This is a genomic window from Halomonas halophila (assembly GCF_030406665.1).
In the GTDB taxonomy this organism is placed as follows: Bacteria; Pseudomonadota; Gammaproteobacteria; order Pseudomonadales; family Halomonadaceae; genus Halomonas; species Halomonas halophila.
In genome coordinates this window covers 2,506,997-2,529,423 of record NZ_CP129121.1, presented here as the reverse complement: position 1 = coordinate 2,529,423, position 22,427 = coordinate 2,506,997, and the positions used below count along the sequence as shown (strand labels likewise).

Here is a 22,427-nt window from a genome sequence, read left to right as displayed (position 1 = left end):
TCAGTCCTTTTTCAGCTTCTTCAGCCGCTGCGTCGCGAGCTGGTTGGTCTTCATGCGCTCCGGGCGCTTCATCGACTGCCAGCGGGTGATCTCATCGGTGGTGCGGCCGCAGCCCACGCACAGCCCGCCCTTCAGCTGGCAGATCGAGACGCAGGGGCTCTCGATGCGCTTGGCCATCAGTGCCGCTCCAGCACGGCCAGCCGCCGCTCCCAGTCGCCGCCGTGCACGCGGCGGCACTCTTCCTCGCTGTCGGCGTCCAGATGGGCGTCGATGTCGCGGATATCCACGTCCACCTCGAACAGGGCGGCTTCGGTGAGCTCGCGCATGCGGCGGCGGTCGTCGCCCTTGAGCGCGCGGGCCAGGTCGTCCTGGGTCTCGAACACCCAGACCACCCGCAGGCTGTCGGGGAAGCGGCGGTAGTCCACCAAGTGGGTCAGCCAGGCGAAGCCCGGCAGCAGCGGCTTGGCGGTCTCGCAGGCGTCGGTCAGGGCCTGGGTCAGCCGGCGTTCCATTTGCCGGCTGGCTTTCTTGTCGAGCATGTCGAGCCCTCTCGTGTCATGTCGTGTGGTGGGGCAGGGTAGCGATCTACAGGGCGCGGCGGAAGCGCAGCACCGGTCGATCCTGTTCGGGATCGTCGAGGAAGTCGGCGTGCACGCCGAAGGTGTGGCGCAGTCGCTCGAGGGTCAGCACCTCCCGGGGCGGCCCGATGTCGATGAGGCGGCCGCCTTCCATCACGCCGATTCGGTCGCAGTCCATGGCCTGATCGAGGTCGTGCAGGGCGACGACCACGGTGATCGGCAGCCGCCTCACCAGGCGCAGGATCGATAGCTGGTGGCGGATGTCCAGGTGGTTGGTCGGCTCGTCGAGCAGCAAGGCGCGGGGCCGCTGGGCCAGGGCGCGGGCGATGTGCACGCGCTGGCGCTCGCCGCCGGAGAGGGTGTGCCACAGGCGTTCGGCCATTGCCTCGAGGCCGACCTCGGCCAGTGCCCGGTCGACGATGGCATCGTCCTCTTCGCGCCAGGGACTCAGCGGCGACAGGAAGGGCGTGCGGCCCAGTGCCACGGCCTCGCGCACCTGGAGGCGGTCGAGGGTGTCCGCCTGCTGCTCGACGAAGGCGATGGCGCGGGCGATCTCGTGAGGTTTCATGGCGTGCATCGGCCGGCCGTCCGCCAGTGCGCGGCCGGTCTTCGGCCGCCGCAGCCCGGCCAGCACGCGCAGCAGGGTGGTCTTGCCCGAGCCGTTGGGGCCGACCAGGCCGAAGGTCTCGCCCGGTTCCACCGTCAGACTGACGTCGTCCAGCAGCCGGCGGCCGTGGACTCGCCAGTCGACGCGTTCGGCGCAGAGTCTCATTGCGTCCTCGCCCCACGGATCAGGATCAGGGCGAAGGCCGGGGCGCCGATCAGCGCCGTGACCACGCCGATCGGCAGCACCTGGCCGGCCACCAGGGTGCGCGAGAGCACGTCGGCGCCGATCAGGAAGACGGCCCCGGCCAGCGCCGAGGCGGGCAGCAGCCGGGTGTGGCGGCTGCCGACCAGGAAGCGCATGGCATGGGGAATCACCAGCCCGACGAAGCCGATGGCGCCGACCATGGACACCATGGCGGCGGTGACCAGCGCCATGGCGGCGATCAGCACGCCGCGCACCCGGCGCACGGGGATGCCCAGCGACGCGGCGCTGTCGGCGCCGAAGGTGAAGGCGTCCAGGGCGCGCCGGTACCACAGGCAGATCGCCAGGCCCGCCAGGGCGGCGGGAAGCCCCAGGGCGACGTCGCTCCAGCGCACGCCGGAGAGGTTGCCCATCAGCCAGAACATGATGCCGCGGGCCTGCTCGGCGCTCGCCGACTTGGCGATGATCAGCGCGGTGAGGGCGTTGAACAGCTGCGAGCCGGCGATGCCGGCGAGGATGATGGCGCCGGCGGCCTGGGTCGCGCGGCCGCCGCCGGTGCCGCTGCCGGCGGCATGGGCCAGCAGCACCACCAGACCGAAGGCCAGGCCTGCGCCGGCGAAGGCGCCGAGCGACAGCGTCAGGGTGCCGGCGCCGACGCCGAGGATGGCCACCGACACCGCGCCGGTGGAGGCGCCGGCGGAGATGCCCATCAGGAAGGGGTCGGCCAGGGGATTGCGCAGCAGCGCCTGCAGCACCACGCCGGCGAGCGCCAGGCCGGCGCCGCAGCAGGCGGCGAGGATCGCCCGACTCAGACGGTATTCCCAGACGATGCCGGCATCGATGCGATCCACCGCGAAGGCCGTGCCACCGAGATGGTTGGCCAGCACCTTGAGGATGGTGTCGAACGGAATCGCGGTTTCGCCGATGGCGGTGCCTGCCATCACCGCGGCGAACAGCAGCAGCGGTGCCAGCCAGCCCCAGTGCCAGGCGGAGTGCGAGACGCTTATCCTGGCCATGGGCGGGCGCGATAGTCGAACGGCGTCATTCATCGTGCGAAGGACATCCCGGACAGGGCATCCACCAGCGTCTCGAGGCCGAAGATGGTGCGCATCGTCGCGCTCATGGCGTGGGCATCCATCTCGATGATGTGGCCGTTTTGCACCGCCGACATCTGGCTCGCCACGGGATCGTGGCGCAGGAAGTCGCGCTTGGTCTCGACGCTGTCCGCCGCATAGCGGCGGCGATCCATGGTCGCGATCACGATGAGGTCCGGGTCGGAGCGGGCGATCGTTTCCCAGCCCACGGTCGGCCATTCCTCGTTCGATTGGATGACGTTCTGGATGCCGAGCTTGTCCATCATGTAGCCGGGAGCGCCGAGCCTTCCCGCGACGTAGGGATCCGATGATCCGTCGGGAGACGAAAACCAGAATACCGCCGAAATATCGTCCGGAAGCGACAGCGATTCGGCGCGGGAAATGGCGTTTTCCTCGCGGTCTTTCAGCTCGTCGATCAGCTCGTCACCGGCATCATTGGCGTCGAAAATGGTGGCCAGCTCGTGGATGCCCTTGTACACCGAATCGGTGGAGAAGGCGGCGGTACGGGTGCCGTCGCCGCCGGTGGCATTGTTCTTGGTATCGCAGTCGGCGGGCATGATGTAGGTGTTGATGCCGAGATCCTGGAACTGGTCGCGGGTCGCCACGCTGCCGGTGGGGCCGATGTGCCACTCGTACTGGGCCGTGACAATGTCCGGCCGCCTGTTCACGACCGCCTCGAAGCTCGGGTCATTGTCGGCGATGCGCTCGATATCGGTGTTGGCTTCGCGGAATTCCGGCAGCACTGGCGTGAACCAGACCGATGTGCCGACGACGCGATCGGCGAGCCCCAGAGCGTAGAGAATTTCGGTCGCCGACTGACCGACGGTGACGGTTCGTTCCGGCGCGGCATCGACGTGAATGTCGCGGCCGCAATTCATCATCGTCAGCGGATAATGTGTCGCCTCCGCTCCGGCGGATGACGCCGTAATGAGTGAGAGCACTGCCAGTAGTCTACGAGCGAGAGTCATGCGTCGGTGTCCAGGTGGGGGAGGGGAAGTGGCCGACCGGCGACGGGAGATTGCCACGAGTTTCGAGGCGTTTTCCACTCCCATCGACGCCTGCGTCGACGCCGACTTTGAGGAGAGGCCGGCGACCTGCGCGCGAGGCTTTTCCGCGAAAATAAAAAGTTATGTTATATCATAACAAATCTATCCGGCAAGGGGCTTGCTTGCCGTCGCTGGTCGAGTGCGTGGTCGATTGCGCGGGACATGGCCGGTCCATTACGATACCCCTCCGAAGACAGGTGCCCCTGAGGTTCAGGGGATAATCGGGAAGTCTGGTGAGGCCACGGCCGATCCCAGCGCTGCCCCCGCAACGGTAATGAAGCGCGATCCGCGACGACCACTGGCGACATGCCGGGAAGGTGCGGATCACGGCACGACGCCCACGGCCATGCCCCGGCGAGTGCCCCTTCTGAGCCCGGAGACCGGCCTGTCACGTCGAGTCATTCCATGCCGGTGCGGTGGGCACCGAGAGGATCACCATGCCCGTGTTTGTCGATTCCCCCTCCCGGCGGAGCCTCCGCCGCGATGCGCGTCCCGCGTCCGTCTGCCGTTTCTCGGCCGTGACGCCATGAGCGCCGTTGCCGAATTTCCTTTCGTCGCCGTCGTCGGCCAGCCGGCGCTCAAGACCGCGCTGCTGCTCAGCGTTGTCGATCCGCGCCTCGGCGGCGTGCTGATCAGCGGTCCCAAGGGCAGTGCCAAGTCGACCCTGGCCCGGGCGCTGGCGGAGATTCTGCCGCGCGATGCCGAGGGCCGGCGACCGTCGCTGGTGACCCTGCCGCTGGGCGCTAGCGAGGAGCGCCTGACCGGCAGCCTGGATCTGCAGCGGGTGCTCGCCGACGGCGAGGCGCGCTTCCAGGAGGGCCTGCTGGCCCGCGCCCACGGCGGCCTGCTGTACGTCGACGAGGTCAACCTGCTGCCGGATGCGCTGGTCGACCTGCTGCTCGACGTGGCCGCCAGCGGCGTCAACCGCGTCGAACGCGACGGCCTGAGCCACGCCCACGCCGCGCGCTTCAGCCTGATCGGCACCATGAATCCCGACGAGGGCGAGCTGCGCCCGCAGCTGCTCGACCGCTTCGGCCTGTGTGTCGAGCAGTCGGCGAGCCCCGGCGTGGCCGAGCGCGTGGCGATCCTGCGCCAGCGCGAGGCCTTCGACCGCGACCCGCGTGCCTTCGTCGACGCCCACGAGGCCGAGCAGGCGGCGCTGACCCGGCGCCTGGCCGAGGCCCGCGAGCGCCTTCCCGACATCGTCGCCGACGATGACATCTACGAGCGCATCGCCGAGCGCAGTGAGGCCGCCGGGGTCGAGGGGCTGCGCGCCGATGTCACCTGGCACCGCGCCGCCCGGGCCCATGCGGCCTGGCGCGGTGCGGCGCGCGTCGAGCGTGAGGACCTGGACGTCGTCGAGCCTTGGGTGCTGGCCCATCGCCGCACCGCCGCCCCCGACGACAACGGCAGCGGCTCCGACTCCGACTCCGGCGCCGGCGGGAACGGGGCTGGCGAGGGCGGGTCCGGCATGAACCGGGCTGGCGAGCCTGACACGGGCCGCGGCAGGGCGAGCAGCGACGATTCACGCAAGCCGGCCCCCGAGGCCCCCGGTGGCGATTCGCAACCTCAGGGCCAGTGGGGCGCCATGCCGCCGGTCGTGCAGTCGAGCGTCGCGATGCTGATGCCGTCGCTGCCCGAGACGACCGCGCCCAAGGCCGCTGGGGTCTCGGCTTCGGCCTCATCGAGCCGGCGCCCCGGCCGCCAGGTCGGCCGCCGCCGGGATCGTCGCCAGGCCGAATCTGGCGATCCCACGCCGCGCCCGGACTGGTTCGCGACCCTGCTCGAGCACCGCGGTCGACGCCCCTGGCGTCGCCTGTGCTATCGCCGCCCGCGCAGCGGTCAGCCGATGCTGCACCTGGTGCTGCTGGACACCTCCGCCTCGACCCTCGGGCGGCGCCTGCTGGGCCGGGCCAAGGGCGCGGTCGATGCCCTGGCGCGCCGGGCCTACGCCGCCCGCGAGCAGATCGCGGTGCTGGGCTTCGGCAACGACGGCATCGAGACCCTCCAGCCCCGGCGCCGCGCGCCCAGGGACCTGCTCGAGCGGCTCGATGCCGTCCCCGGCGGCGGCGGCACGCCGCTGCGCGAGGCCGTGGGCCACGCCGCGCAGCTGGTGCGCCGCTGGCGCCGCCAGGACGCGGGCCTGCAGGTGCGCACCTACCTGATCACCGACGGCCGCACCCGCCAGCCGCTGAGCGGCCTGCCGCCGCTCGGCGACTGCGTGGTCGTCGACACCGAATCCGCCGCCGTGAAGCGCGGCCGCGGCCGCGACATCGCCCGGGCGCTGGGCGCCGATTATCGGCCGCTGGCCGGCCTGGAGGCGGGGGCATCGACATGAACGTCAAGGAAGCGAACGCGATGCACGAGCACGACGCCGTGAGCTGCCCGGCGGTGTTCGTCGCCGCGCCGGCCTCGGGACAGGGCAAGACCACCGTGACCTCGGCGCTGGCGCGGATGTTGCGACGCCAGGGCAGGGTGGTGCGGGTGTTCAAGACCGGCCCGGACTACCTGGACCCGCGGGTGCTGGCCCAGGCCTCCGGCCAGCCGGTGGACCAGCTCGACCTGTGGATGGCCGGCGAGGCCTACTGCCGCCAGCGGCTGTTCGAGGCCGCCCGGGAGGCCGACCTGATCCTGGTCGAAGGCGCCATGGGCCTGTTCGACGGCGAGCCCTCCAGCGCCGATCTGGCCGCGCTGTTCGGCCTGCCGATGGTGATCGTGATGGACGTCAAGGGCATGGCCCAGACCGCCGCGGCGCTGGTGGCCGGGCTGGCCGGCTTCCGCGACGACGTGCGCATCGCCGGGCTGATCGCCAACGCCTGCGGCTCGGCGCGCCATCGCGAGCTGATCGAGGACGCGCTGCCGGCGACCGTGCCGCTGCTGGCGGCGATGCCCCGCGACCCGGCCCTGGCGCTGCCCGAGCGCCACCTGGGGCTGGTCCAGGCCGAGGAGATCCGCGACGACCTGGAGGCGCGCTTCGACGCCGGCGCCGAGGCGCTCGCCGCCGAGGACCTGGCCGAGTCCCTGCTGGCGCTGCCGCCGGTGGCCTTCACTCCCGCGCCCACCGAGGCCTCCGCACCGCCGGCCTGGCTCGCCGGCCGCACCATCGCCGTGGCGCGCGACGCCGCCTTCAGCTTCGTCTACCAGGCCAACCTGGACCTGCTTGAGCGCATGGGCGCGACGCTGAGATTCTTCTCGCCGCTGGCCGATACGAGTCTGCCGGCCTGCGACGCCCTGTGGCTGCCTGGCGGCTATCCGGAGCTGCACGCCGAAGGCCTCGCCGCCAACGCCGCGCTGCGTGACGACCTGCGGCGGGCCTTCGATGACGATCTGCCGATCCTCGCCGAGTGCGGCGGGCTGCTCTACTGCCTGGAGACCCTGACCGATCAGGACGGCGAGACCCACGCCATGCTGGGCCTGCTGCCCGGCGCCGGCGCCATGCGCGGGCGCCGCGGCTGCCAGGGCATGCAGAGCGCCGAGCTGCCCGAAGGGCCGGTGCGCGGCCACGCCCATCACCGCTCCCAGGCCAGCGGCACGCCCGAGCCCATCGCCCACGGTCGCCGCCAGCGCCATCCCGCGCCGGGCGAGGCGATCTATCGCGCGCGAGGCCTGACCGCGTCCTACCTGCACCTGTTCTTCCCCGACAACCCCGCCGCCGTGGCCCGCCTGTTTGGCGCGGCCGCGGTCGCTGACGATTCGACAAAGGAATGCCACGCATGAAACTCGACAAGATTCCCGCCACGGTGGTGACCGGCTTCCTCGGCAGCGGCAAGACCACGCTGCTGGCCGGCATCCTGCGCCGCATCACCGGCAAGCGCATCGCCGTGATCGTCAACGAGTTCGGCGAGCAGGACATCGACTCCAGCCTGCTGCGCGGCTGCGCCATCGGCTGTGAAGACGAGGGGGCGGTGGCGCTGGACGACGACGGCGGCATCTATGAGCTGGCCAACGGCTGCATCTGCTGCACGGTGGAGGAAGAGTTCCTGCCGGTGATGAAGAAGCTGGTGGCCCGCCGCGACGACATCGACCACATCCTGATTGAGACCAGCGGCCTGGCGTTGCCCAAGCCGCTGGTGCAGGCCTTCAACTGGCCGGAGGTGCGCCAGCACTGCACCGTCGACGCCATCATCACCGTGGTCGACGGCCCGGCGGTGGCCGCCGGCCGCTATGCCAGCGACGTCGAGCGGGTCGAGGCCCAGCGCCGCGCCGACGACAGCCTGGATCACGATCCCAGCCTGCGCGAGCTGCTGGACGACCAGCTGAGCGCCGCCGACCTGGTGCTGGTCAGCAAGAGAGACCTGCTCGCCGAGGACGAGCGGGCGCGGGTCGAGGCGCTGGTGGCCGACAAGGTCCCCGGGTCCGTGAAGACGCTGTTTATCGATCCGAGCCTGGCCGACGATCCGGCCCGCCTGGAGGCGCTGATGGGCATCGGCGCGGCGAGCGAGGAGGGCATCGACCGCATCGACAACCACCACGACCGCCATCACGCCGAGGGCGCTCACCACGACCACGCCCACGATCACTTCGACGGCCTGGTGATCCGCCTGGGCGAAGTCGACGCCGAGGCGCTGGAGGCGCGCCTGGCCGCGCTGCTGAAAGAACACGAGATCTATCGCGCCAAGGGCTTCGCGGCGATTCCCGGCAAGCCCATGCGCCGGGTCATCCAGGCCGTGGGCGAGCGGCTGGACGGCTACTACGATCGGCTGTGGGCCCGGGACGAGCCGCGTCACACCGAGCTGGTCATCATCGGCCGGCACCTGGATCGCGAGGTGCTGGAGGCGGCGCTGGCCGGTGCCGAGAGCGCGACGCCCGCCTGATGCACCTGTTCGCCGCCAAGCCCGGAGGCTTCGTCGACGACGAGGGCATCGTCGACCTGCAGCAGACGCCCGCCGAGGTCGTGATCCTGTCGGCCGCCGACAGCAGCCTGTCGGCGTTGGCCCAGGCGGTCGAGCGGCTGGGCGACGCCTTTCCATCGGTGCGCCTCGCCAACTGGATGAACCTGGTCAAGCCCGCCGCCTATGACCTCTACGAGGATCGGGTGCTGGAGCACGCGCGGCTGGTGATCGTCTCGCTGCTCGGCGGCAGTGCCTACTGGCAGTACGGCTTCGATCGCCTGCGGGCCTGGGCGGCTGCGGACCCGACGCGGCAGCTGCTCCTGGTACCGGGCTGCGACGCTCCCGACGATGCCCTGCTGGAGGCCTCCAGCGTGCCGGTCGAATCGGCCCGTCGGGTATGGCGCTACCTGCGCGAGGGCGGCGCCGACAACGCCGAGCAGCTGCTGCGTTTCGTCGGCGCGGAATGTCTGGACGCGCCGCTGGAATGGCGCGAGCCGCGGGCGATTCCCCCCGCGCTGATCTATCTGTCTCTTTCCAAAGCGCCCGACCCCGCGCTTTCTGGGGCGCCCGACACGGCGCTCTCTCAGGCGCCCGAATCCGCGCCGAGGGCCGGACAGGAGGCGACCCTGGCGGACTGGGAGGCGCAGCGCGACTCTGTGCGTCCCGTCTGCCTGCTGCTGTTCTATCGCAGCCATCTGCAGGGGGCCAACACCGCGGTGCTGGACGGCCTGATTGCGGCGCTCGAGGCCGAGGGCCTGGCGCCGCTGGCGGTGGCGGTGGCCTCGCTGAAGGAAGACGCCTGCGTCGCCTTCGTCGATCACCTGATCGAGCGCACCGGCGCCGGCCTGGTGGTCAACACCACCGGTTTCTCGGTCAACCGCGAGCCCGACGAGGGCACGCTCGACGCCGGCGCGTTCTGCGACGACGGGGCTGACGAAGCGAGCGGCCTGTTCGCCGGCCGCCCGGTGGTGCTGCAGGCTATACTGGCCAGCAGCCCCGAGGACGACTGGCGCGACAAGGCCGCCGGCCTGCACAGCCGCGACGTGGCCATGCAGGTGGTGCTGCCGGAGATGGACGGCCGCGTCATCACCCGCGCGGTGGGCTTCAAGGCCGAGGCCCACTACAGCGAGCGCTGCCAGCTCTCGGTGACCCGCCATGAGCCGCATCCCGAGCGCGCCGCCTTCGTCGCCGAACTGGCCCGGCGCTACGCGCGGCTGCGCCACACCGCCAACGCCGACAAGCGCCTGGCGCTGGTGCTGGCCAACTATCCGACCCGGGACGGCCGCATTGGCAACGGCGTCGGCCTCGACACCCCGGCCTCGACGGTCAACCTGCTGCGCGCGCTGGAAGGTGCCGGCTATCCGCTGGCGGACCTGCCCGAGGACGGCAATGAGCTGGTCCGGCGCCTCCAGGCCAGCGTGACCAACGATCCGCAGTCGCTTGCCTGGCGCGGCAGCTGGCAGAGCCTCGGCGTCGACGACTACCTGGCCTGGTTCCGCACCCTGCCGGCCTCCTTGCAGGAGGCGGTCTGGCGGCGCTGGGGCGCCCCCGAGGACGACCCCAAGCACCGCCAGGGCCGGCTGCTGATCGCCGGCATTCGCCTCGGCGAGACCTTCGTCGGCATCCAGCCGGCGCGTGACATCGACGCCGGTCCGGATGCCGATCCGGTCAGGAGCTATCACGACACCGAGCTGGTGCCGCCTCACAGCTACCTGGCCTTCTACCTCTGGCTGCGCGAGCACTACCGGGTGGACGCGGTGATCCACGTCGGCAAGCACGGCAACCTGGAATGGCTGCCCGGCAAGAGCACGGCGCTCTCGGCCGAGTGCTGGCCGGACGTGGCCCTGGGGCCGCTGCCGCACTTCTATCCCTTCATCGTCAACGACCCGGGCGAGGGTGCCCAGGCCAAGCGACGCAGCCAGGCGGTGATCATCGACCACCTGATGCCGCCGCTGGCCCGGGCCGAGCTCTACGGCGAGCTGGCCGAGCTCGAGTCGCTGACCGACGAGTACTACCAGGCGCTGGGCATGGACCCGCGCCGCGAGGCGCTGCTGCGCGAGCGCATCCTCGAGCACCTGAAGCGCACCGGCATCGACGCCGAGCTGAATCCGTCGGCGGGCGAGGGAGAGGATGCCTGCCAGGGCGACGACGAGCGCCTGCTCAACGAGCTCGACACCTTCCTGTGCGATATCAAGGAGGCCCAGATCCGCCACGGCCTGCATGTGCTCGGCACCCTGCCGCCGGCGGACAAGCGGGCCGCGACCCTGGTCGCCATCCTGCGCCTGCCGCGAGGCGAGGGCCTCGAGCGCCAGGGCCTGCTGCACGCCCTGGCCGACGACCTGGGACTGCGCGAGGCGGATGGTCAAGACAAATGCTTCGATCCGCTGACGGCCGGCGCCGAGCCCTGGCAAGGGCCGCGGCCGGCGGCCTTGAGTGAGCTGGCCGAGCTGGATGATGCACCCTGGCGCAGCGCCGCCGACACCCGCGAGCGCCTCGAGACGCTGGCCGAGCGGCTGGTCGAAGGCTACGTACTGGCGCCGGGGGATCTCGAGGGACTGGCCCGCGACTGGCCGGCCACCGCGGCGCTCTGTCGCCATGCCCGCGACGGCCTCTGGGCCGCCATGCGCCACGGTGCCGAGCGCGAGATCGGCGCGCTGCTCGACGGGCTCGACGGCCTCGCCGTGCCGCCGGGGCCGAGCGGGGCGCCCAGCCGCGGCCGGCTCGACGTGCTGCCCACCGGACGCAACTTCTTCAGCGTCGACAACCGCGCCGTGCCGTCGCCCGCCGCCTGGTCGCTGGGCGAGGCCTCGGCCCAGGCGTTCGTCGAGCGCTACCTGCAGGACCATGGCGATTATCCGCGCCGGCTGGGCCTGTCGATCTGGGGCACCGCCACCATGCGCACCGGCGGCGACGACATCGCCCAGGCCCTGGCGCTGATGGGCGTGCGGCCGATCTGGTCGCTGGGCTCGCAGCGGGTGATCGACGTGGAGGTGATCCCCAGCATGCTGCTGGGCCGGCCGCGGGTGGACGTCACCCTGCGGGTGTCCGGCTTCTTCCGCGACGCCTTCCCCCACGTCATCCGGCTGTTCGACGCCGCGGTGAGGGCGGTGGCCGATTACCACGAGCCGGGCGACGGCAACACCATCCGCGCCGCGGTCGAGGCGCGCCGCGGTGAGCTCGAGGCCGCCGGGCTCTCGCCCGAGGCGGCCGAGCAGGAGGCGGGGTTCCGGGTGTTCGGCAGCAGGCCCGGCGAGTACGGCACCGGCCTGGATCGGCTGGTCGACACTCGCGCCTGGGACGACGCCGACGAGCTGGCCGAGGCCTACGTCGCGGCCGGCGCCTATGCCTACGGCCAGTTCCCCGAGTCCGGCGCCGCCGCGCGCCGCGCCTTCACGCATCGGCTCGAGGGGCTGCAGGCGGTGCTGCACAACCAGGACAACCGCGAGCACGACATCCTCGACTCCAGCACCTATTACGCCTTCCAGGGCGGCATGGCCAACGCCGGCCGCGCCCTGGGCGGCGAGGCGCCGGCCGTCTACCACGCCGACCATGCCAACCCGGCGCGGCCGCGCATCCGCACCCTGCAGGAGGAGATCACCCGGGTGGTGCGCTCCCGGGTGCTCAATCCCAAGTGGATCGAGGCCATGCGCGAGCACGGTTACAAGGGCGCCTTCGAGATGGCCGCCACCGTGGACACCCTGTTCGCCTATGACGCCACCACCGACCTGGTGCCCGACCACCAGTACGCCCAGGTGAGCGATGCCCTGGTGTTCGACGACGCCAACCAGCGCTTCCTGCGCGAGCACAACGCCGCGGCGCTGGAGGAGATGGCCGAGCGGCTGCTCGAGGCCGTCCAGCGCGGCCTGTGGGAAGACGCCGGCGAGCGCGCCGAGGCCCTGCAAGACCTGCTGCTCGAGTTCGACGAGCGACGGGAGGGCATGTCTTGAAAGAACAGGGCGTGAAGGAAAAGCGCTCGAGCGCCACGCCACAGGTCCGCGGCTGGTGCCCCGGCGCCTGGCGGCCCATGGCCACCGGCGACGGCCTGCTGGTGCGCGTGCGCCCGCCGCTGGGCCGGCTCACCCGGGCGCGGATGCTGTCGCTGTGCGAGGCCGCCGAGACCTGGGGCAGCGGCCTGATCGAGCTGACCCGTCGCGCCAACCTGCAGCTGCGCGGCGTGAACGAGGCCGGCTGGCCCGAGCTGATGGCGTTTCTGGTCGAGCACGGCCTGGCGGCCCCGGACGCCGCGGCTGAGCGCCGCCCGGCGCTGCTGCTGGCCCCGGAGTGGCGAGAGGGCGACGCGACGTACGAGGCGGCGCGCCTGCTGGAGCGCCGACTGGCGGACTGGCCGGCGCTGCCGGACAAGTGGGGGCTGGCGCTGGACGCCGGCCCGGCGCCGGTGCTGGGCGACGTGCCCGCCGACCTGCGCCTGGAGCGCTCGATCGAGGGCGGCCTGGTGGTGCGGGCCGACGGGCGCGATCTCGCCACGCCGGTCGCCGACGTCGAGGCCGCGGTCGCGCTGATGACGCGGCTGGCGCACTGGTTCGTCGACAGCGGCGGCCTCGCGGCAGGGCGGATGCGTCGCGTCACGGCGCCGCTGCCGGGCTGGGCGGCGGCGACGGCCGCGTGGGCCGAGTCGTCCGATGACACGCCGGGCCTGACGCCCGGGTCGCATCCCGCCGGCCGGGTGGTCGGGCTGGCCTTCGGCCGAGCCACGGCCGCTTCGCTGCGCGCTGTCCTCCACGACGACATCACCGGCGTGCGCGTGACGCCCTGGCGGCGCCTGCTGCTGGAAGGCGAGCACGCGAGCACGCGCGACGCCGCGCCGGACGACGGGCTGATCCATGACGCCTGCGATCCGCGCCTGGCCATGGACGCCTGCCCCGGCGCGCCGTTCTGTGCCCAGGCCAGCGTGGCGACCCAAGGCCTGGCTCAGGCGCTGGCCGAGCGGCGCAGCGAGGGCCCGGGCGAATCAGCCGCGGGCCGGCTGCATATTTCCGGCTGCGCCAAGGGCTGCGCCCGCAGCGGCCCGGCCGAGGTCTGCCTGACGGGGCGCGACGGCCGCTATGACCTGATCCTGGGCGGACGCGCCGACGACACGCCGGTCGCGACCGGCCTCGGCGAATCCGACGCCATCGAATACTTGGAGACACGTGATGCCTTACGTCTATGAAACCGACGGACCGGCGATCTATCGAGAGTCCTTCGCCATCATACGGCGCGAGGCCGAGCTTTCACGCTTCTCGCCCGAGGAGGAGCCCGTCGCCGTGCGCATGATTCACGCCGCCGGCCTGGTGGCGCTGGCGCCCCATGTCCACTTCCGCGACGACGCGGTGGCCCGCGCCCGGACGGCGCTGGAGGCCGGGGCGCCGATCCTGTGCGACGCGCGCATGGTCGCCGAAGGCATCACCCGCAAGCGCCTGCCGGCGGACAACGCCGTGATCTGCACCCTGCACGACGAGCGGGTGCCGGGGCTGGCGCGCGAGATGGGCAACACCCGCTCGGCGGCGGCGCTGGAGCTGTGGCGGCCCCGGCTCGAGGGCGCGGTGGTGGCGATCGGCAACGCCCCGACCGCGCTGTTTCACCTGCTCAACATGCTCGAGGACCCGGACTGCCCGCGCCCGGCGGCGATCGTCGGCTGCCCGGTGGGCTTCGTCGGCGCGGCGGAGTCCAAGCAGGCGCTGTGGGAGAGCGGGGCGGCGCCCTGCGCCATCGTCGAGGGCCGGCTCGGCGGCAGCGCGGTGACGGTGGCCGCCATCAATGCCATGGCGGATCGCAGCGAATGACGATGCCCGAGTCTCTCTCCCGCGCTGTCCCCGGCACGATTCACGGCGTCGGCCTCGGCCCCGGCAGCCAGGACCTGATGAGCGTGCGCGCCGACCGGCTGATCCGCGGCGCCAGCCACGTGGCCTACTTCCGCAAGAAGGGCCGCACCGGCCACGCCCGCACCATCGTCGAGGGCATGCTGGCGCCCGGCGCCGTGGAGCTGGCCATGGAGTATCCGGTCACCACCGAGATCCCCTTCGACGATCCGCGCTACAACGCGTGGCTGGCGGCCTTCTACGAGCGCCAGGTGGCAAAGCTCGCCGAGATCGCCGGGGCGGGACACGACGTGGCGGTGCTGTGCGAGGGCGATCCCTTCTTCTACGGCTCCTTTATGCACCTTTATACCCGTTTGCAGGGCAGGGTGGCCGTGGAAGTGGTGCCCGGCATCACCGGCATGTCTGCCGCCTGGACGGCCACGGGCCGGCCCATCACCTGGGGCGACGACGTGCTGACCGTGCTGACCGCGACCCAGCCCGAGGACCGGCTGGCCGAGCGCATCGCGCGCACCGATGCCCTGGTGGTGATGAAGATCGGCCGCCACCTCGACAAGCTGCGTCGCGCGCTGGCAAGCGCCGGCCGCGAAGACGAGGCCTGGCTGATCGAGTACGCCTCCATGGGCCGGCAGCGGGTGGTGCCGCTGGCCGAGGTCGGCGAGCAGGTGCCCTATTTCTCGATCCTGGTGATTCACGGCAACGGGAGGCGGCCATGAGCGAAGAAAACGTCGAATCACGGCCTGGCGAGCTAGCGACAGACAAGGCGGCATCGTCTGAGACAGCGCAGTTTAGAGGGGCTAAATGAGCATTTCGAAGACGATGGCAACGCCGTATGGCCAACGCGCAGCCGGCCGTGAAGGCTGGGTGAAGATTGTCGGTCTTGGCCCGGGCAATGAGGCGCTGATTACCCCCGAGGCGTCGAACGCGCTGAGCGAGGCCACCGACGTGGTGGGCTACGTGCCCTACGTCGAGCGGGTCGCGCCGCGCCCGGGGCTGACCCGCCACGGCTCGGACAACCGCGAGGAGATCCGCCGCGCCGAGCAGGCGCTCGAGATGGCCGCCGCGGGCCGTCGGGTGGCGGTCGTGTCCTCGGGCGATCCCGGCGTGTTCGCCATGGGCGCGGCCGTATTCGAGGCGCTGGAGGCGGGCGAGCCGGCCTGGCGGGCGCTGGACATCCAGGTGCTGCCGGGGGTCTCGGCGATGCTGGCCGCCAGCGCGCGCCTCGGCGCGCCGCTGGGCCACGACTTCTGCTGCATCAACCTCTCCGACAACCTCAAGCCCTGGGCGCTGATCGAGAAGCGTCTGCGGCTGGCCGCCGAGGCCGACTTCGCCATGGCCTTCTATAACCCGCGTTCCCGCTCGCGGCCGGAGGGCTTCGCCCGCGCCCTGGACGTGCTGCGCGAGGCCTGCGGCCTTGATCGCCCGATCATGTTCGCTCGCGCGGTCTCCACGCCGGAGGAGCGCCTGCGGGTCGTCACCCTCGGCGAGGCGACCCCCGAGATGGCCGACATGCGCACCCTGGTGATGGTGGGCTCGAGCCTAACGCGGCGCATTCCGGCCGGCCGGGAAGGGAGCGAGTGGGTCTATACGCCGCGGTCGGTGCTGTCATCCGAGGTGGATCGATGACCCAGCCAGTCCAGCACCGCATCGGGGCTATGGGCCTCGCGGCGGGGCGGCAGCGCCGGGCGGTCGATCATCAGCACCGGAATCCCCAGTGCGCGGGCGGCCTCGAGCTTGGCCGCGGCCCCCGCGCCGCCGGCGTTCTTGCACACCAGGCGCTCGACGCCGTGTTCGCGCAGCAGGGCCAGGTCGCCCTCCCGGGTGAAGGGGCCGCGGTCGACGGTCAGGGTGTGGCGCGGCAGCGGCGGCGTCTCCTCGGGCAGATCGACCAGCCGCAGCACGTAGTGGTGCTCGGGCCGGACGGCGAAGGCGGCCAGATGCATGCGGCCGATCGCCAGCAGCACCCGCTCGGGCGGGCCGGCGAGCGCGTCCACCGCCGCCTCGATGCTCGCGACGCGGTGCCAGCGGTCTCCATCTTGCGGCGCCCACGGCGGCCGGGTCAGGGCGATCAGCGCGGTGCCGGTTCGTTCGGTGGCGGCCACGGCGTTGCGGCTCATCCGCTCGGCGAAGGGATGGGTGGCGTCGACCAGATGGGTGATGCGCTCCGCCTCGAGGAAGGCGGCCAGCCCGTCCGTGCCGCCGAAGCCGCCCACCCGGGTCGGCAGCGGCTGGGGCTTCGGCGCGGCGACGCGGCCGGCGTAGCTGAACAGCGCGGGGATCTCGCGCTCGGCGAGCGCGCGGGCCAGGGCGCTGGCCTCGGTGGTGCCTCCCAGAATCAGGACCTTCATGATGACTGACGCGGACGACGCTCCCTGGCTGACGGTGGTGGGCTGGGGCGAGGGTGGCACGGCCGGGCTCACGCCGGCAAGCCGCGAGGCGCTTCAGGCCGCCGAGGTGGTGTTCGGCGCCCGGCGCCATCTGCGCCTGCTGCCTCCGCTCCCCGCCGAGGTGCGCGAGTGGCCGGTGCCCTTCGCCGACGGCATCCCCGAACTGCTGGCCGAGCGCGGCCGGCGCACGGTGATGCTGGCCTCCGGCGATCCCTTCTGGTTCGGCGCCGGTGGCACCCTGGCGCGGCATCTCGCGCCGGGCGAATGGCGCTCGCTGCCGTCGCCCTCGACCTTCAGCCTGGCGGCCTCACGGCTTGGCTGGTCGCTGGAGGGGGTGACCTGCCTCGGCCTGCATGCCCGGCCGCTGACGCGCCTGCGTCCGAACCTGCATCGCGGTCGCCAGCTGCTGGTGCTGCTGCGCGACGGCCCGGCGGTGGCGGCGCTGGCCGGCTGGCTCGGGCGCGTCGGCTTCGGCGCCAGCCAACTTCACGTGCTGGAGGCCCTGGGTGGCGATGAAGAGCGCGTGCGCTGCCTGCGTGCCGACGCCAAGCTGCCGGACGACATCGCCCATCCGGTGGCGGTGGGGCTCGAGGTTGCCGGCGACGGGCCGGCGCTGCCGCTGACGCCGGGGCGGCCGGATGGCTGGTTTTCTCACGACGGCCAGATCACCAAGCCGGCGGTGCGCGCCGCCACGCTCGCCGCCCTGGCCCCGATGCCGGGCGAGCGGCTGTGGGACATCGGTACCGGCTCCGGCTCGGTGGCCATCGAGTGGCTGCTGGCCCATCCGGACAACCGCGCCCTGGGCCTCGAGCGCGCCCCTGAGCGCGCCGAGCGCGCCCGCCGCAACGCCCGGGAACTCGGCGTCGACTGGCTCGAGGTGGTCGAGGGCGACGCCGCGGCGCTGCTGGCGGATGAGCTTGCCGACGCGCCGCCGCCGGATGCCGTCTTCATCGGCGGCGGGCTCTCCGAGGCGCTGCTCGACGCGCTGTGGCCGTGCCTGCCGGCGGGCACGCGGCTGGTGGCCAACGCGGTGACGCTTGAATCCGAGGCGCTGCTGGCCCAGCGGCAGCGCGAGTGGGGCGGCGAGCTGGTACGCCTGGAGCTGTCGTCGGCGACCGCCCTCGGCACTCGCCGCGGCTGGAAGGCCGCCTATCCCATCGTGCAGTGGCGGATAGTGAAATGAATCGCGATATGAGCGGTGAGATTAGGGTGGCGGGTTTCGGCATGCGCGGCTCGGCCACGCTCGGCTCTCTCGCCGTGGCGCTGGAGCGGCTAGAGGCGCAATACGGCCCGGCCGATCGGCTGGCCGTGGCCGAGAGCATGCGCGTGCGAGTGCAGGCCCTGGGCGAGGCGCGGGGCCTCGAGACGCTCGCCGTGCCCGACGAGGCGCTGGCCTCGGCCGAGACGCTGACGCATTCCCCACGCAGCCGGCGGGCCCGCGGCACCGGCAGCGTCGCCGAGGCCGTGGCGGTACTGGCGGCCGGGCCGGGCGCGACGCTGCTCGGCCCGCGGCTGATTTCCAAGGACCGATGCGCCACCGCCGCCATGGCCGTCGCCGCTGCGGCGCAAGACATCCCGGCAGGAGACACGACATGACCGTTCACTTCATCGGTGCCGGTCCCGGCGCGCCGGACCTGCTGACCCTGCGCGGGCGCGACCTGATCGCCGCCAGTCCGGTGTGCCTCTACGCCGGCTCGCTGGTGCCCGAGGCGATCCTCGATCACTGCCCGGCGGATGCCCGGATCATCAATACCGCGCCGCTGTCCCTCGACGAGATCGTCGACGAGATCGCCACGGCCCACGCCGCGGGCCAGGACGTGGCCCGGCTGCACTCCGGCGACCTGTCGGTGTGGTCGGCCATGGGTGAGCAGCTGCGCCGGCTGCGTGCGCTGGGCATTCCCTACGCCATCACGCCCGGGGTGCCGGCCTTCGCCGCGGCCGCCGCCACCCTCGGCCAGGAGCTGACCCTGCCGGGAGTGGCGCAGTCGGTGGTGCTGACCCGCACGCCGGGCCGCGCCAGTGCCATGCCGGACGGTGAGACCCTGGCCAACTTCGCGCGCACCGGGGCGACGCTGGCGATCCATCTGTCGATTCACAATCTGGAGCAGGTGGTGGCGGAGCTCGCACCCCGCTACGGCGACGACTGCCCGGTGGCCATCGTCTGGCGCGCCAGCTGGCCCGACCAGAAGGTGATCCGCGGGCGGCTCGACACCATCGCCGCGCGCCTCGATCCGGCCATGAACCGCACCGCCCTGATCCTGGTCGGCCCGGCGCTGGCAAGCGAAACCTTCGACGACAGCTGCCTCTACGCCATCGGCTACGACCGCCGCTTCCGGCCGCAGTCGGCGGACTCGCCCTTCGCCGAGGGTGGCGCCTGGATGGGCGAGAGCGAGCAACGAGAGGGCGGCGCATGATTCATCTGTCGCTGATCGGCATCGGCACCGGCAATCCCGATCACATCACCCTGGCCGGCGTGCGCGCGCTGCGCGAGGCGGAGCTGATCCTGTTGCCGCGCAAGGGCGAGGCCCGCTCGGACCTGGTCGACCTGCGTCGGCTGCTGTGCCGCCAACTGCTCGACGAGGCCGCACAATCGCGGGTGGTGGAGTTCGACCTGCCGCGTCGCGACGGCCGAGACGACTATCTGGGCGCGGTGGACGACTGGCACGCAGCCATCGCCGCGACCTGGCGCGAGCACATGACCCAGCGTCTGCCCGAGGGCGGGCGGGTCGCGATGCTGATCTGGGGCGATCCCTCGCTCTACGACAGCAGCCTGCGCATCGCCGCGCGCTTGAAGGGGACTGGGCTTGAGCAAGAAAGCGGCATGACGCTCGAGGTGGAGGTGGTGCCGGGCATCACCAGCCTGCAGGTGCTGACCGCCGAGCATCGCATCCCCTTGAATGCCCTGGCCGAGCCGGTGCAGATCACCACCGGGCGGCGCCTGCGCGAGCGCGGCTGGCCGGGCGACGCCGCCAGCCTGGCGGTGATGCTGGACGCCGGCGGCGCCTTCCAGACGCTGGCCCCGAAGGGCCTGCATATCTGGTGGGGCGCCTATCTCGGCATGGACAAGCAGTGCCTGATCGACGGCCCGCTGGCCGAGGTCGGCCCCGCCATCGTCGAGCGCCGTGCCGCGCTGCGTGAGCGCCATGGCTGGATCATGGACGTCTATCTGCTGGCGCGTCAGCCGCTGCTCGAATGATGGATACCGGGGACAAGCCTGCGCGGAGACGCGATAAATACATCCTTGTAGCTCCCGACGCCATCCCTGGCGTAGGAGCTCCGCTGCGACTTGTCCCCGGTATGGCATGAGAACCACCACGCTATTCCCTCGATCGCTGGAGATCCCGATGAAGCACGTCGACCCCGAGCGCCATGCGGTGCGCATGGCCCACAAGCAGAAGATCATGAACGAGCGGATTGCCGCCGCCGACAAGGAGCAGGGCGTGCTGCTGGTGCTCACCGGCCCCGGCAAGGGCAAGAGCAGCTCCGGCTTCGGCATGGTCGCACGCGCCCTGGGCCACGGCATGAAGGTCGGCGTGGTGCAGTTCATCAAGGGCAAGTTCCAGACCGGCGAGGAGGCCTTCTATCGCTCGCTGCCGGGCGTGGACTACCACGTCATGGGCGAGGGCTACACCTGGGACACCCAGGATCGCGAGCGCGACGTGCGCGCCGCCGAGGCGGCCTGGGCCGAGGCCCGGCGCATGCTGGCCGACCCGGAATACGCCCTGGTGCTGTTCGACGAGCTCAATATCGCCCTGCGCCACGGCTACCTGGAGCTCGACCGGGTGCTCGACGACCTCCAGGGCCGCCCGGCCATGCAGCATGCCGTGGTCACCGGCCGTCACGCCCCCGAGGCGCTGATCGAGCTGGCCGACACCGTGACCGAGATGAAGGTGGTCAAGCACGCCTTCAAGGACCAGGGGATAAAGGCGCAAAAAGGCGTCGAGCTGTAGTCGTCTCGGCTCTGTTGTCGCCGGATGAGCGCCGGGGACGAGACGGCGCGAGGGGTTTTTGCCATGGGTGAGGCGATCCCCGCCGAACGGGTTGGCCAAGGATGGCCAACACCGGTCCTGCAAGCGGAGCAGGATGCGAGAGCGCCGCAGGGCAAAAGTTAGCGCCCAGGGATGGGTTCACAGCGCCCTCGTGCCGGCTTGGCGCCGGTCAAGCTCATCATCCTGTGACATTAGCGCCGTCCCACCATCACGAACTCCAGGAGACCGCCGCATGGCAGACCCCACCGGGCGACCCGATCACGCCTTCCCCGAGGCGCAGCGCGAGGGCCTCTACCGGGCCATCTTCGAGCGTCGCGACGTGCGCGCCCAGTTCCGCCCGGACCCGATTCCGCCCGCGGTGCTGGCGCGGCTGCTCGAGGCCGCCCACCACGCGCCCTCGGTGGGCTTCATGCAGCCCTGGGACTTCCTGCTGATCGACGACCGCGCGGTGCGTGGGCGCGTGCACGCCATCTTCGAGCGCGAGAACGCCAAGGCGGCCGAGGCCCACATCGGCGAGCGCGGCGCGCTGTATCGCCGGCTCAAGCTGGAGGGCATCCTCGAGAGCCCGCTCAACCTGTGCATCACCTGCGACCGCAGCCGCGGCGGCGAGCATGTGCTGGGCCGCCAGAGCATCGTCGAGATGGACCTGTTCAGCACCTGCCTGGCGGTCCAGAACCTGTGGCTGGCGGCCCGGGCCGAGGGCATCGGCGTAGGCTGGGTCAGTATCCTCGATCAGGACGAGCTGGCCGAGGTGCTGGGCCTGCCGGAGAACGTCTACCCGCTCGCCTACCTGTGCCTGGGCTACGTCGACGAGTTCCTCGACCGCCCCGAGCTGGCCCGCGCCGGCTGGCGCCAGCGCCTGCCGCTCGCCGAGCGGGTGCACGGCAACGGCTGGGGCCAGGTGGCGGAAGCGCCGGCGCTGTTCGAGGCGCTTGCGGCCCGGGAAGGCGAGCGATGAAGGCGCCGATGGTCCAAGGCGCCCTTCGGCGCATTAAGCCCAGGGAGTCGGCGAGGGATGAGGGCCGGCGACCGGAAGGCTAGCTAGCGCCCCGGCGGCCATGCGTCATGGGACGGACGGTCGTCATCGTAGGCCAGCCAGGGCACGTCATGGGAGCGCCAGGTATGCTGGGCGGGACGCTCTCCCGGATCCTCGTCCAGGGTGGCCACGCGCAGGATGACGTGGGGCTGCCCCGTCCGCTCCGCCATCAGATGCGTCCCGCACGCTGAGCAGAACCAGCGTCGCTTGCCCGGTGACGATACGAAGTGCGAGCGCGTTTCCTCACCCGCGGTCCAGCGGAAATGGCGGCGCTCGACACCGGCGGTGGTGGCGAAGGCCGCGGCATGGGCCTTCTGGCAGGTGCGACAGTGGCAGTGCGCGATCGGCATATCGAGCCGATCGACCTCATAGGTCACGACGCCACACAGACAGCTTCCTTGCATGTTCCTCTCCCTAGGATGTTCCGGACTGGCGTCCAGGCTGTGAATCTTCTCGAGACGGCCGACGTCGCTCGCCGCGACGCGGCGTCATGTCGTCCGCTCCCTCAGCTCGACTCTTCTGCCGTCGGGGTCCTGGGCGATATAGACCACGTCATCGGCGATGACATGGCGATTCACCGTCTCGAGGTGCGCCACGATCTCCTCGAGGTTCGTCACGCGAAAGCCGAGCCGTGTGCGGTCCGCGACGTCCTCCTCGCGCGAGGGATACAGCTCGAAGACCATGCCCGCCTCCTCTGAGGCATAGTGGAGCGGGCCGTCGCCATGCTGCTCCTCCACGAAGCGAAAACCTAACCGCTCATAGAATCGCTTGCTGGCCTCCAGCGCCTGGCAGCGCAGGACGAGAAGAGAGAAATGTGGATCTGACATGTCGTCCCTTTTGT

22 protein-coding genes and 1 riboswitch are annotated in these 22,427 nt (G+C 71.6%); of the genes, 14 read left to right on the top strand and 8 right to left on the bottom strand.

All coding sequences use genetic code 11. The features are described from left to right. The 5 genes from QWG60_RS11860 to QWG60_RS11840 are packed head-to-tail and all read right to left on the bottom strand — an operon-like array spanning window position 1 to window position 3,448. Complete coding sequence (locus QWG60_RS11860; protein ID WP_082090930.1) at window positions 1-177, bottom strand: DUF1289 domain-containing protein; 177 nt, start codon at window positions 175-177, stop codon at window positions 1-3. Further along, window positions 177-539 carry a hypothetical protein gene (locus QWG60_RS11855; protein ID WP_146907179.1) on the bottom strand — a complete coding sequence of 121 codons (363 nt, stop codon included), beginning with the start codon at window positions 537-539 and terminating at the stop codon, window positions 177-179. The genes QWG60_RS11860 and QWG60_RS11855 overlap by 1 nt, the downstream gene beginning before the upstream one ends. A gap of 46 nt (window positions 540-585) precedes the next feature. Then, window positions 586-1,350 carry an ABC transporter ATP-binding protein gene (locus tag QWG60_RS11850; RefSeq protein WP_046079854.1) on the bottom strand — a complete coding sequence of 255 codons (765 nt, stop codon included), beginning with the start codon at window positions 1,348-1,350 and terminating at the stop codon, window positions 586-588. Continuing rightward, window positions 1,347-2,402 (bottom strand): FecCD family ABC transporter permease, encoded by a 1,056-nt coding sequence (locus QWG60_RS11845; RefSeq protein ID WP_146907182.1) that lies wholly within the window; start codon window positions 2,400-2,402, stop codon window positions 1,347-1,349. The genes QWG60_RS11850 and QWG60_RS11845 overlap by 4 nt, the downstream gene beginning before the upstream one ends. Before the next feature lie 29 nt (window positions 2,403-2,431). Further along, window positions 2,432-3,448 (bottom strand): ABC transporter substrate-binding protein, encoded by a 1,017-nt coding sequence (locus tag QWG60_RS11840; RefSeq protein WP_046079852.1) that lies wholly within the window; start codon window positions 3,446-3,448, stop codon window positions 2,432-2,434. Between the two features lie 256 nt (window positions 3,449-3,704). After that, a riboswitch (cobalamin riboswitch) is annotated at window positions 3,705-3,929 on the top strand. 123 nt (window positions 3,930-4,052) lie between these two features. Here QWG60_RS11840 and QWG60_RS11835 point away from each other — a divergent pair. The 8 genes from QWG60_RS11835 (at window position 4,053) to cobJ (ending at window position 15,800) form a co-directional block, all read left to right on the top strand. Next, window positions 4,053-5,864, top strand: coding sequence for an AAA family ATPase (locus QWG60_RS11835; RefSeq protein ID WP_146907184.1), 1,812 nt, complete (start codon window positions 4,053-4,055; stop codon window positions 5,862-5,864). After that, window positions 5,861-7,243: a cobyrinate a,c-diamide synthase gene (locus tag QWG60_RS11830; protein ID WP_146907186.1), complete on the top strand. Its 1,383-nt coding sequence runs from the start codon at window positions 5,861-5,863 to the stop codon at window positions 7,241-7,243. Before QWG60_RS11835 ends, QWG60_RS11830 begins: the two co-directional genes overlap by 4 nt. Next, window positions 7,240-8,340: a cobalamin biosynthesis protein CobW gene (cobW, locus tag QWG60_RS11825; RefSeq protein WP_107181213.1), complete on the top strand. Its 1,101-nt coding sequence runs from the start codon at window positions 7,240-7,242 to the stop codon at window positions 8,338-8,340. Before QWG60_RS11830 ends, cobW begins: the two co-directional genes overlap by 4 nt. Continuing rightward, the gene (cobN, locus tag QWG60_RS11820) at window positions 8,340-12,305 is read left to right on the top strand and encodes a cobaltochelatase subunit CobN (protein WP_146907188.1); all 3,966 of its coding nucleotides are present in this window, start codon (window positions 8,340-8,342) and stop codon (window positions 12,303-12,305) included. Before cobW ends, cobN begins: the two co-directional genes overlap by 1 nt. Next, window positions 12,302-13,528 carry a cobalamin biosynthesis protein CobG gene (locus QWG60_RS11815; RefSeq protein ID WP_307725192.1) on the top strand — a complete coding sequence of 409 codons (1,227 nt, stop codon included), beginning with the start codon at window positions 12,302-12,304 and terminating at the stop codon, window positions 13,526-13,528. The genes cobN and QWG60_RS11815 overlap by 4 nt, the downstream gene beginning before the upstream one ends. After that, window positions 13,512-14,141, top strand: a complete 630-nt coding sequence (locus tag QWG60_RS11810) for a precorrin-8X methylmutase (protein ID WP_046079848.1) — start codon at window positions 13,512-13,514, stop codon at window positions 14,139-14,141. Before QWG60_RS11815 ends, QWG60_RS11810 begins: the two co-directional genes overlap by 17 nt. Further along, window positions 14,138-14,890, top strand: coding sequence for a precorrin-2 C(20)-methyltransferase (gene cobI, locus QWG60_RS11805; RefSeq protein WP_186810032.1), 753 nt, complete (start codon window positions 14,138-14,140; stop codon window positions 14,888-14,890). The genes QWG60_RS11810 and cobI overlap by 4 nt, the downstream gene beginning before the upstream one ends. Window positions 14,891-14,993: 103 nt before the next feature. Next, window positions 14,994-15,800, top strand: a complete 807-nt coding sequence (cobJ, locus tag QWG60_RS11800) for a precorrin-3B C(17)-methyltransferase (protein WP_146907394.1) — start codon at window positions 14,994-14,996, stop codon at window positions 15,798-15,800. On the opposite strand, the gene QWG60_RS11795 is transcribed toward cobJ, so the two are convergent. Further along, window positions 15,758-16,522 carry a cobalt-precorrin-6A reductase gene (locus QWG60_RS11795; protein WP_186810034.1) on the bottom strand — a complete coding sequence of 255 codons (765 nt, stop codon included), beginning with the start codon at window positions 16,520-16,522 and terminating at the stop codon, window positions 15,758-15,760. The two genes, cobJ and QWG60_RS11795, sit on opposite strands and share 43 nt — an antisense overlap. Here QWG60_RS11795 and cbiE point away from each other — a divergent pair. The 6 genes from cbiE (at window position 16,521) to bluB (ending at window position 21,508) form a co-directional block, all read left to right on the top strand. After that, a complete protein-coding gene (gene cbiE, locus QWG60_RS11790; protein WP_146907192.1) occupies window positions 16,521-17,744 on the top strand; it encodes a precorrin-6y C5,15-methyltransferase (decarboxylating) subunit CbiE in 1,224 nt (407 codons plus the stop codon). The genes QWG60_RS11795 and cbiE overlap by 2 nt on opposite strands. An 8-nt stretch (window positions 17,745-17,752) precedes the next feature. Beyond that, window positions 17,753-18,157 (top strand): cobalamin biosynthesis protein, encoded by a 405-nt coding sequence (locus QWG60_RS11785; RefSeq protein ID WP_146907194.1) that lies wholly within the window; start codon window positions 17,753-17,755, stop codon window positions 18,155-18,157. Next, the gene (gene cobM / locus QWG60_RS11780) at window positions 18,154-18,975 is read left to right on the top strand and encodes a precorrin-4 C(11)-methyltransferase (RefSeq protein WP_146907196.1); all 822 of its coding nucleotides are present in this window, start codon (window positions 18,154-18,156) and stop codon (window positions 18,973-18,975) included. Before QWG60_RS11785 ends, cobM begins: the two co-directional genes overlap by 4 nt. Next, on the top strand, window positions 18,972-19,757 hold the full coding sequence (gene cobF / locus QWG60_RS11775; protein ID WP_107181220.1) for a precorrin-6A synthase (deacetylating): 786 nt from the start codon (window positions 18,972-18,974) through the stop codon (window positions 19,755-19,757). The genes cobM and cobF overlap by 4 nt, the downstream gene beginning before the upstream one ends. Before the next feature lie 148 nt (window positions 19,758-19,905). Next, the gene (gene cobO, locus QWG60_RS11770) at window positions 19,906-20,511 is read left to right on the top strand and encodes a cob(I)yrinic acid a,c-diamide adenosyltransferase (RefSeq protein WP_107181221.1); all 606 of its coding nucleotides are present in this window, start codon (window positions 19,906-19,908) and stop codon (window positions 20,509-20,511) included. A 271-nt stretch (window positions 20,512-20,782) separates the two neighbouring features. Next, the gene (gene bluB / locus QWG60_RS11765; protein ID WP_146907198.1) at window positions 20,783-21,508 is read left to right on the top strand and encodes a 5,6-dimethylbenzimidazole synthase; all 726 of its coding nucleotides are present in this window, start codon (window positions 20,783-20,785) and stop codon (window positions 21,506-21,508) included. 83 nt (window positions 21,509-21,591) lie between these two features. Here the strand turns inward: bluB and QWG60_RS11760 are convergent, their stop codons facing one another. After that, a complete protein-coding gene (locus tag QWG60_RS11760; RefSeq protein ID WP_146907200.1) occupies window positions 21,592-21,990 on the bottom strand; it encodes a GFA family protein in 399 nt (132 codons plus the stop codon). 84 nt (window positions 21,991-22,074) lie between these two features. Next, a complete protein-coding gene (locus QWG60_RS11755) occupies window positions 22,075-22,413 on the bottom strand; it encodes a VOC family protein (protein WP_146907202.1) in 339 nt (112 codons plus the stop codon). Window positions 22,414-22,427 lie beyond the last annotated feature (14 nt).

Bases quoted from the DNA above. Each gene is read 5' to 3' on its own strand.
- QWG60_RS11860 (WP_082090930.1), bottom strand. From the start codon at position 177: ATGGCCAAGCGCATCGAGAGCCCCTGCGTCTCGATCTGCCAGCTGAAG.
- QWG60_RS11855 (WP_146907179.1), bottom strand. From the start codon at position 539: ATGCTCGACAAGAAAGCCAGCCGGCAAATGGAACGCCGGCTGACCCAG.
- QWG60_RS11850 (WP_046079854.1), bottom strand. From the start codon at position 1,350: ATGAGACTCTGCGCCGAACGCGTCGACTGGCGAGTCCACGGCCGCCGG.
- QWG60_RS11845 (WP_146907182.1), bottom strand. From the start codon at position 2,402: ATGGCCAGGATAAGCGTCTCGCACTCCGCCTGGCACTGGGGCTGGCTG.
- QWG60_RS11840 (WP_046079852.1), bottom strand. From the start codon at position 3,448: ATGACTCTCGCTCGTAGACTACTGGCAGTGCTCTCACTCATTACGGCG.
- QWG60_RS11835 (WP_146907184.1), top strand. From the start codon at position 4,053: ATGAGCGCCGTTGCCGAATTTCCTTTCGTCGCCGTCGTCGGCCAGCCG.
- QWG60_RS11830 (WP_146907186.1), top strand. From the start codon at position 5,861: ATGAACGTCAAGGAAGCGAACGCGATGCACGAGCACGACGCCGTGAGC.
- cobW (WP_107181213.1), top strand. From the start codon at position 7,240: ATGAAACTCGACAAGATTCCCGCCACGGTGGTGACCGGCTTCCTCGGC.
- cobN (WP_146907188.1), top strand. From the start codon at position 8,340: ATGCACCTGTTCGCCGCCAAGCCCGGAGGCTTCGTCGACGACGAGGGC.
- QWG60_RS11810 (WP_046079848.1), top strand. From the start codon at position 13,512: ATGCCTTACGTCTATGAAACCGACGGACCGGCGATCTATCGAGAGTCC.
- cobI (WP_186810032.1), top strand. From the start codon at position 14,138: ATGACGATGCCCGAGTCTCTCTCCCGCGCTGTCCCCGGCACGATTCAC.
- cobJ (WP_146907394.1), top strand. From the start codon at position 14,994: ATGGCAACGCCGTATGGCCAACGCGCAGCCGGCCGTGAAGGCTGGGTG.
- cbiE (WP_146907192.1), top strand. From the start codon at position 16,521: ATGATGACTGACGCGGACGACGCTCCCTGGCTGACGGTGGTGGGCTGG.
- QWG60_RS11795 (WP_186810034.1), bottom strand. From the start codon at position 16,522: ATGAAGGTCCTGATTCTGGGAGGCACCACCGAGGCCAGCGCCCTGGCC.
- QWG60_RS11785 (WP_146907194.1), top strand. From the start codon at position 17,753: ATGAGCGGTGAGATTAGGGTGGCGGGTTTCGGCATGCGCGGCTCGGCC.
- cobM (WP_146907196.1), top strand. From the start codon at position 18,154: ATGACCGTTCACTTCATCGGTGCCGGTCCCGGCGCGCCGGACCTGCTG.
- cobF (WP_107181220.1), top strand. From the start codon at position 18,972: ATGATTCATCTGTCGCTGATCGGCATCGGCACCGGCAATCCCGATCAC.
- cobO (WP_107181221.1), top strand. From the start codon at position 19,906: ATGAAGCACGTCGACCCCGAGCGCCATGCGGTGCGCATGGCCCACAAG.
- bluB (WP_146907198.1), top strand. From the start codon at position 20,783: ATGGCAGACCCCACCGGGCGACCCGATCACGCCTTCCCCGAGGCGCAG.
- QWG60_RS11760 (WP_146907200.1), bottom strand. From the start codon at position 21,990: ATGCAAGGAAGCTGTCTGTGTGGCGTCGTGACCTATGAGGTCGATCGG.
- QWG60_RS11755 (WP_146907202.1), bottom strand. From the start codon at position 22,413: ATGTCAGATCCACATTTCTCTCTTCTCGTCCTGCGCTGCCAGGCGCTG.